At 43.4% G+C, this 7,463-nt stretch carries 7 protein-coding genes; 3 read left to right on the top strand and 4 right to left on the bottom strand.

All coding sequences use genetic code 11. From position 1 onward, the window contains the following. The 4 genes from ACRBG0_RS24750 to ACRBG0_RS24735 all read right to left on the bottom strand — a co-directional run. The coding region (locus ACRBG0_RS24750) for a triple tyrosine motif-containing protein (protein WP_431489518.1) at positions 1 to 807 on the bottom strand (807 nt) is incomplete at its 3' end. Positions 808 to 883: 76 nt separating this feature from the next. Beyond that, positions 884 to 2,329 (bottom strand): hypothetical protein (locus ACRBG0_RS24745; protein WP_431489517.1); only part of this gene is annotated, 1,446 nt, incomplete at its 3' end. A 169-nt stretch (positions 2,330 to 2,498) separates the two neighbouring features. Beyond that, positions 2,499 to 4,355 (bottom strand): alkaline phosphatase family protein, encoded by a 1,857-nt coding sequence (locus tag ACRBG0_RS24740; RefSeq protein WP_431489516.1) that lies wholly within the window; start codon positions 4,353 to 4,355, stop codon positions 2,499 to 2,501. A gap of 42 nt (positions 4,356 to 4,397) precedes the next feature. Continuing rightward, on the bottom strand, positions 4,398 to 5,147 hold the full coding sequence (locus ACRBG0_RS24735) for a 3'-5' exonuclease (protein ID WP_431489515.1): 750 nt from the start codon (positions 5,145 to 5,147) through the stop codon (positions 4,398 to 4,400). A gap of 137 nt (positions 5,148 to 5,284) precedes the next feature. Here ACRBG0_RS24735 and ACRBG0_RS24730 point away from each other — a divergent pair, with 137 nt between their 5' ends. From ACRBG0_RS24730 to ACRBG0_RS24720, 3 genes are all read left to right on the top strand, one after another. After that, on the top strand, positions 5,285 to 6,313 hold the full coding sequence (locus tag ACRBG0_RS24730; protein WP_431489514.1) for a hypothetical protein: 1,029 nt from the start codon (positions 5,285 to 5,287) through the stop codon (positions 6,311 to 6,313). A gap of 188 nt (positions 6,314 to 6,501) precedes the next feature. Continuing rightward, positions 6,502 to 6,990, top strand: coding sequence for a DUF2452 domain-containing protein (locus ACRBG0_RS24725; protein WP_431489513.1), 489 nt, complete (start codon positions 6,502 to 6,504; stop codon positions 6,988 to 6,990). Positions 6,991 to 7,017: 27 nt separating this feature from the next. Next, positions 7,018 to 7,389 carry a DUF1573 domain-containing protein gene (locus ACRBG0_RS24720; RefSeq protein WP_431489512.1) on the top strand — a complete coding sequence of 124 codons (372 nt, stop codon included), beginning with the start codon at positions 7,018 to 7,020 and terminating at the stop codon, positions 7,387 to 7,389. Positions 7,390 to 7,463: the final 74 nt, after the last annotated feature.

Here is a 7,463-nt window from a genome sequence, read left to right as displayed (position 1 = left end):
AAAGCCGATAAAAGGCGCTGCGCAAAGCATGAAAAACCACCATTGCGTATAGAAAAATGCCTCGACGATGAGTGGAATGACGATTGGAGAATCAGACCACTTACCCCGACCATCTGTACCTTTGATTAGGAGGTTATAACTGCCAGCAGGCAACGCGTTTAAGGATAATTGACGTTGGGTGCCTATATAATTCCAATCCTTATCAATCCCCTCCAGCTGATAAGCGAAAGTGCTTTTTTCAGGAGAAGCATAATTAGAAAGGACATAAACGACTTTCAGGTTTCGATTCTGCGCAGGCAAGACGATAGGGCTTTTTTGTCTAAAGGCAGGCATGTAATCGTTGATGGGAGAAACATCCTCCGGTGTATCACTATAAAGGGCCGTCAAGAAAATATGAGGTGGCCGATAACCCTGCATTGGCGATTTCCAGAGGCTAGGATCAATAATGGTGGGCCCTGCAACGGATCCAAAACATAATCGTCCGTCTTTCATTTTAAGGGCAGACCAGCGGTTACACTCATTATTAGCAAGGCCGTCTTCCTCATAAAGCTTTCCAATAACAGCTCCACTTTGTGATAAAATAGTGATCCCATAAAAAGTGCCTGCCCAAATATCACCATCATTGTCTTCCAATAGAGTGACCACCGTGTTATTTGACAATCCCTTGGCTTGGTCAATTATCCGAATACCCCCAGTGTTTGTGTCGTAGATGAGTATTCCGTTGAGTACTGTTCCCAGCCACAATCGGCCATCTTTAGCTTGATGAATACGCTGTACATTGGTTACCTGTCTCTTGATTAACTCCACTTGTTCTACTTCACCATATTGGGGGGATATCTTCAGAAGGCCCTGATCTCCTGCTAACCAGATGACTTTATCACNNGTTAAAGGGATGTTTGCATAAGGCCCGAGGCATTCTTTCTCTTGAATCCCAAATGTAAAGACTGTCGCTTCCGGCTAAAGCCAAGTGGTTTTTATCTATGAAATCGAATCGATGGATACGCAGGCCGTCAAATTGAAAAGTGTCGCAAATTTCCTGCGCTGCATGGTATCGTTGCATACCAAAGATGTTCCGCTTGGATGCTATTTCGCTAAACCAAGTAAAACCCATGCTGTCGGTATCCATGTCACCGTCAATATGTGTAATTTCCAGACATGGAATAGTGTTTTCCTGAGCGGCCCATGTGTCGTTTTCTAAAGACAAGATCTTTTGATCTTTGTTAATATTAAGGAAAAGTGTCTGAGGGCTTAGTTCCATAACTCCACGAGAGCCTCTTAGCGGACTACTCTTTTTGATTGCGGTTTGATCTGCTACTTCAACAAAGCGTAGCCCTGGATCAAAGCAGATCACGTTTTGTTTAAAATCACGACTGATAAATGCGCGTCGGTTATCTAAGATTGGGGCATAGTTGAATAAATAGCCACTTGTATCTATTAAGGTTGCGCTGGATAAGTTCTCTTTGTTTCTGTAGACAACCAATAAGTTGCCTTTTGAATCTTTAAATATTTTGGAGAATTGGATGTCTTCATTGTTCCAAGAAGCTGGTTTATAAGGGTTTTTTGTGAATACATCCTTTTCAGCATTCCAATAATAGAGGCTTAGTCCATTGGCAATCCAAAGTACGGTGTCCATTGAGGAAACCATCACTGTGGTCCTGTAAAGTTTATCCGAAAGTTTGTGATGGGATATTGTGCCTTTTTCTCTATCTATTCTGAAAACAAAATTGGAATTAACGGTAATCCAAAAATCACTGGTTGTAATCGCGAGGTGACACTCCTTATGAGCATGGAGTCGATCTAATTTGAATTGGGCGACCGTACTAATCGTTTGGTTATGTATTTGTAAGATTTCATGACTTGATTCCTTCTCGTTGGAAATCAATACGAAGAGCATTGCTTCGGCAGATGCGACAGCTTTGACTATACCATTATTATCTGTTTTGATGAGTTTAGTAGTATTGGTTTTACCCTTTAATGGATCGTAAGTGAAGACCACACTAGCTGTATTGTTTTGCCCTTCTAATTCATAGTGGTAGTAACCATAATATTGATTTGTTATTGGATCAATATCAACGCGGAGATTATTGGTTTTATGCTCAACTTCAAAGGAAGAGGGATAAGCCCTGGTACCATCATAACCGTAAAAGGGCAATGAAAAAGCAGTTCTACCATGTCCGTTTTTTAAAATATGTAAACGATCTGTCGTATCCACGAGCACATGTGTCATGTACATATCCGGGAGGCCTTCTTTGATCCCGTAAGTGTGTTCGGCAATAGGGTAGAAGGAGGGGAGCTTAGCGGGATTTTGCCCAAGGAGGCAGGTAGGCATGATCGCTCCTATATGGAGAAAGAGGCCCAACCAAAGTAAAAATGTTGGAGGGGAAAGTGTTTTAAGAATAGCAGACTTACAGGGCAAATGCAAATAAGTACGAGTTTACAAAGTTGTCAACTGTATAAAATTAAGCAATTGATTTTAGAATAGTGTTACACATTCAATATCAAGGAATAACAATACGGCTTTGGAGTTTCCTGTTTTCCTTTCCCGATAATTCTATCAGATAAGCACCTGCGGGAAGCTTACTTACATTAATTTGATTAAGCCCTTGCGAGAGGGAGCCCTTTTGTAGTAGCTTCCCCGTAATATCATAGATATTAAACGCTTGGATTAGCATCAAGTCCTTTCCGCTGAGATACAATACACCATTTGTAACAGGATTAGGAGCAATTTGAATATCCAATGCGACAAAAGGCTGGGTGGTGCCTGTGATATCACAAAGGTCTATGAGGCTCTGGCCATCTAGATTCCATTCTGGGAGGATAGGTATACAAAGATGTTGCAAAGCTGTTACGGGTACATCCACCAGCCGGAAAGTATGATCAAAGTTTTCGACGAGTATAGAATCGCCAGATTGCCAGAATGCGCCATTGTTAAGGCCATGATGCTCGTTACCGGAAACATCACTGACTATATTATCCTCTTCCTCGTTCATTGGCCAATAGCCTAACAGGTCAGCGTAATTAGGATGGGTGTTTTCTAATGATTGGCAATGCCAGTTTTCAATAGTCGCACCATCGACTAGCGTATTCCAAACCCTGACTTCTGCAATCTCGCCACTATAGGAATAGCCGTTGTTAGTATCAGCCCCGAAAATAAGGCCTGCATTGGTATCAATATTACCAATGTTGGAGATGTCGCTAGCAGAGAGAAAAACACCATCTTCATACATACTCATCATTCCATCACGGTCAAAACTGACGCTTAGGGTGTGCCATTCGCCGTCGGCAATCTCTCCGCCGGTATTGATATCTACCCGATTTGAACCATCACCAATATTGACTTTCCATTCCGGCCCGTTTGGGTAACTAAACGAAAAGACAAAACCTGGATTAAGGCCCGAGTCCCAGTCCTTATTGCCCACAATGGAGACGTCTGCACTGACGTTTGTTCTCACTCGACATTCAATAGTGAAGTCTTGTGTACTGCCAAAATTGAAGCTGGGGGTATCTGCTATTTCTACCGAACTACTGCTATCAAAGGCTAATGCAGCATCAGCTTCCAGGCAATTATCTATTGGAGAAGAAGTATACGAACTATCTCTTCTGATCACAATTGGTTCAATGTTTTTACCACTTGCAATCACAAATACATTCTCTTCCGTAAAACTGGTGCCGCCATGACTTGTTCCCTGCCCACCGTGATCGGTGGTAATGAGAATTAACCAGTCTTCTTCCTCGTAGGTAGCTCTATTTTCTAAGGCATCCTGTACTTGGCCAACTAATACATCCACCGTTTCAATAGCGGTGATGTAGGCCGGATTGTCAGGCGAAAAGCCACTGCCATGACCAGCGTGATCAACATCATCAAAATGTAAGAAAACAATATCAGGATCATTTACAGCAAGGTAGTTGGCGGCCTGGTCTGCGACCTCCTGGTCTGAACCGAAGTTCAACTTGAAATCAGCTGCGTCCGCAACAATATTATCATTTATTGGCCCCCAATGGCAAAAGGATACCGTGTGTAGGTTGGAATCAAAATCTTCTGCCCTTTGTATAAAAGAAGGGTAGGTTGAGTAGTCGTTTCCGCTAAAGTTGTTGCCTGTTACCAGGTGTTTCTCCGACCATACCCCGCAGAGGATAGCTGACCAGCCAGGCCCGCTGATGGTAATGTCATCGTTGAGGGCATCTGGACTGTATATTGCAGTTTCAATAAGACCATCAATCTCAGGTGTATTGGCGGCAACTAGTGCATCGCTGCGCACACCATCTATTCCGATGATCAATACTTTCTTATTGTCTTGTGCCTGAAGGCTAAATGTGAGCGCAAGAATAATCAGGAATCCTAATAGGTTCTTCATGAGCAACTTTGGACGTTATTGTAGAATAATTCGAAGATTGTCTTACCGCCCAACATGATCGATTTGATCTTCCTCCAGCAGCGGTGCCAGTTGAAAGCGTAGGAATAACTGAGCAGTAGCTAAAACATCTTTTTCGCAATAATGAGCGATCCTGTCGATGTCATCGTCGTCCCAAAAAACACGACCTACCATGCTGCCGTCGATATCATCTTTAGGAGAAGGGAAACCCAATGTGGCCGCCAATAATTTGAGCGAAGTGTAAGATTTGCGGTCTCCAAATTTCCACAGCTCCATTGTGTCCAACAGATGTTTGGTTTCCCAAGGCTTCTTTCCGGCGATATCCAGCATTTTAGGAAAGGTCATGCTGTTGACGATCATTCTGCGGCAAACATAGGGGATGTCGAATTCTTTGATGTTATGCCCACAAAGAAAATATTTCGCGGGGTTGTTGTAGTACTGTCCGAGTAATTCAGAAAACCCTTTCAATACTTCTCCTTCATCAGCACTGGCAAACGACTTTAGACGAACTTTCAAGCGTTTGTCCTTGTCACGGTGTATAGCCCCGACGGAAATACAGACGATTTTACCGAATTCTGCAAAAATCGCAGCACGATCCAGGTAGGAAGCTGCAAGATCTTCCTCACTTATCTCTTCCGTAGTTCTTAGTACAGAGCGTGCTTTGTGTGCCCAGAGTGCTTGTACGTCTTCGTTGAGGTTATCAAAAGCGGCTTGTCCGCTAACGGTTTCAATATCCAGGAAAAGTACGTTGGCTATATCAATTTGTTCGAGCATAAGTAGAGCAATGTTTTGATGATGAACGGGCTCTAAAGTAGCAAAAAAAAGCCGATTTTAAGGACACAATTAAAATCAATGATTGGCGTTATAAGCACGAGAATCTATACACATCTGAATTTATAAAAGGTCTAGTTATGACAACCAACACATCTTCACCAACGCCCACACCCACTCCACTTCCTCCTAAGCAAGATAATTCGAAACAGCGATTGATTGCTATTGCAGCAGTAGTGATTGTGGTATTACTGGCAGTTAATGCCTGGCTTTTATTCAAATATACCCAGGCTGATAAAGCTCAGGAGACATTGACCACTCAGTTGGACGAATCTACCAAGCTTCAGGAAGAACTCAATGATCAGTACTACCAAGCAAAAGCAGAATTAGAGTCTATGCGTTCAGACAATGAAGAACTGAACGCTATGATTGAGCAACAGCAACAAGAACTACTGGCATCAAAAGATCGGATCGCCAGTATGATACGAAAAGGCGGTGATGGCAGCGCAGCTCGCGCGGAGATTACCCAGTTGAAGCAGCAGTTGAACGGCTATGTAGCCGAACTGAATCAACTCAGAGAACAGAATGCATTATTGACGGATGAAAACCAGCAACTGGCGGAACAGCGCGATAACCTGCAAACAGACCTGAGTTCTACTCGACAGACAAATGAGAGTCTTAATCAGGAGCGTGCACTGCTGGTAAGTGAAAAGCAACAATTAGCGTCTACCAATAGCAATTTATCGCGTAAAGTCAGCCAGGCTTCTACGATTAAGGTTGCAGGACTAGAAGCAGTCGGACAAAAAATTCGCCGCAGTGGCAAGCCTGTCACTCGTCAGGACGCGACCAATGTAGAGCGTATTTCTGTTTCTTTTGTGACTACAGTCAATGAAATAGCAGAGCCAGGAACAGAAGAATTCGTAGTTCGTATCATCAACCCGCAAGGGGAGACTTTAGCGATGGAGCAAATGGGCTCAGGCGTCTTTACGAACCAGGGCACAGGAGAAGCAATGCGCTATACGCTAAAGGACGATATCAGCTATGATCGTAACGAAAATGCATTGCAGTTTATATGGAACCCTGGCCAGCAATTTGCGTCAGGCAACTATAAGGTTGAAATCTATAACAAAGGCTTCCTTGCAGGAAGTACGACGATGAGATTGAAATAATAAGTGTGATGCTTTTATTTAAATAGCGCGACTATCCGATTAGGGTGGTCGCGCTGTTTGTATATAGTTGGGGACGCGAATTTTTCTTGCGAAGAATTGTTCATCCTGTTGAACCTCCCTTCTTACCTGCTGTTCTTTAGAAGTGCTATGTTAGCATCTCCAAAACGCCCTTAGCTTTAAGATTTACAATGTCCAAAGAAGAAGAAAAGAAAAAATCAGCGCAGGAAGAGAAATGGGTAAACCCTATCGATCCTGAAAAAATTGCAGAAAGCCCTCATTTGTTGCCTTATGCGCATACAGTAGGCGGAGCGGTAGTCAAACCCATTGATAAAGGCCGGGTGAAAGGTCGCGCAGTAGCCGCTATGTATGAACAGACAGATTTACAACTGGCGCAAATTAAGGAACAGATTGATTTGCTGGCACAGCAAGCCAGAAAGCTTCAGGACCGGGTGAGTATTTCTGAAGAAATTTATCAGACGGACATGAATTTTGAACCGCTTATTGGTCGTAATTACTTTCTCTATCGGAAGAGTTCTGGGAAGACGATTCTTTCGATGGTGAGTCCACAAGAATGGGGAAAGAAACCGCCTTATGCTTTTGTTGCTGAAGTGAAAATGTTGGCCGATCATACTTGGGATGTCCTGCGTACTAACGAAGATGAGGCTTCCAAACAATAAATACCTGCTTTTATCATTTCTATAAGCATGAAATTTGCACTCTTAAGTATTATCCTTAGTAGCCTGGCCTTCTCCTGGCAATCTCCTGATGCTCCTGTCGTTTGGCAAGTGCCCACGACGCACGATTTTGGTGATCTGGAGCGCGGCGTACCTACCACTACGACTTTTACTTTTCGTAATGTTAGTACTGATTCCTTGTACATTGATAATGTGCGGCCTGCCTGTGGTTGTACCAGCCCCGAGTGGGAAGATGTACTTGTTCCGCCCGATTCATTGGGGCATATCCTTATCGAATATGATGCCGATGACGCTGGTTACTTCAATAAAGGCGTAAAAGTTTACTTTAATGGCTATCGCAAAGCCGAACGCCTTTGGATCGAAGGCTGGGTAGAGGAGTAGATTTAGATGCGACTTCTGACTTTTGTGCGGAGTGCGAGGTGCGATAGGGGGTGTTGAATACTTCCAATTTCAGA

The sequence above is a fragment of the Lewinella sp. genome, from assembly GCF_050633125.1.
Taxonomy (GTDB): Bacteria; Bacteroidota; Bacteroidia; order Chitinophagales; family Saprospiraceae; genus Lewinella.
This window is presented reverse-complemented; position numbering and strand designations above follow the sequence as displayed.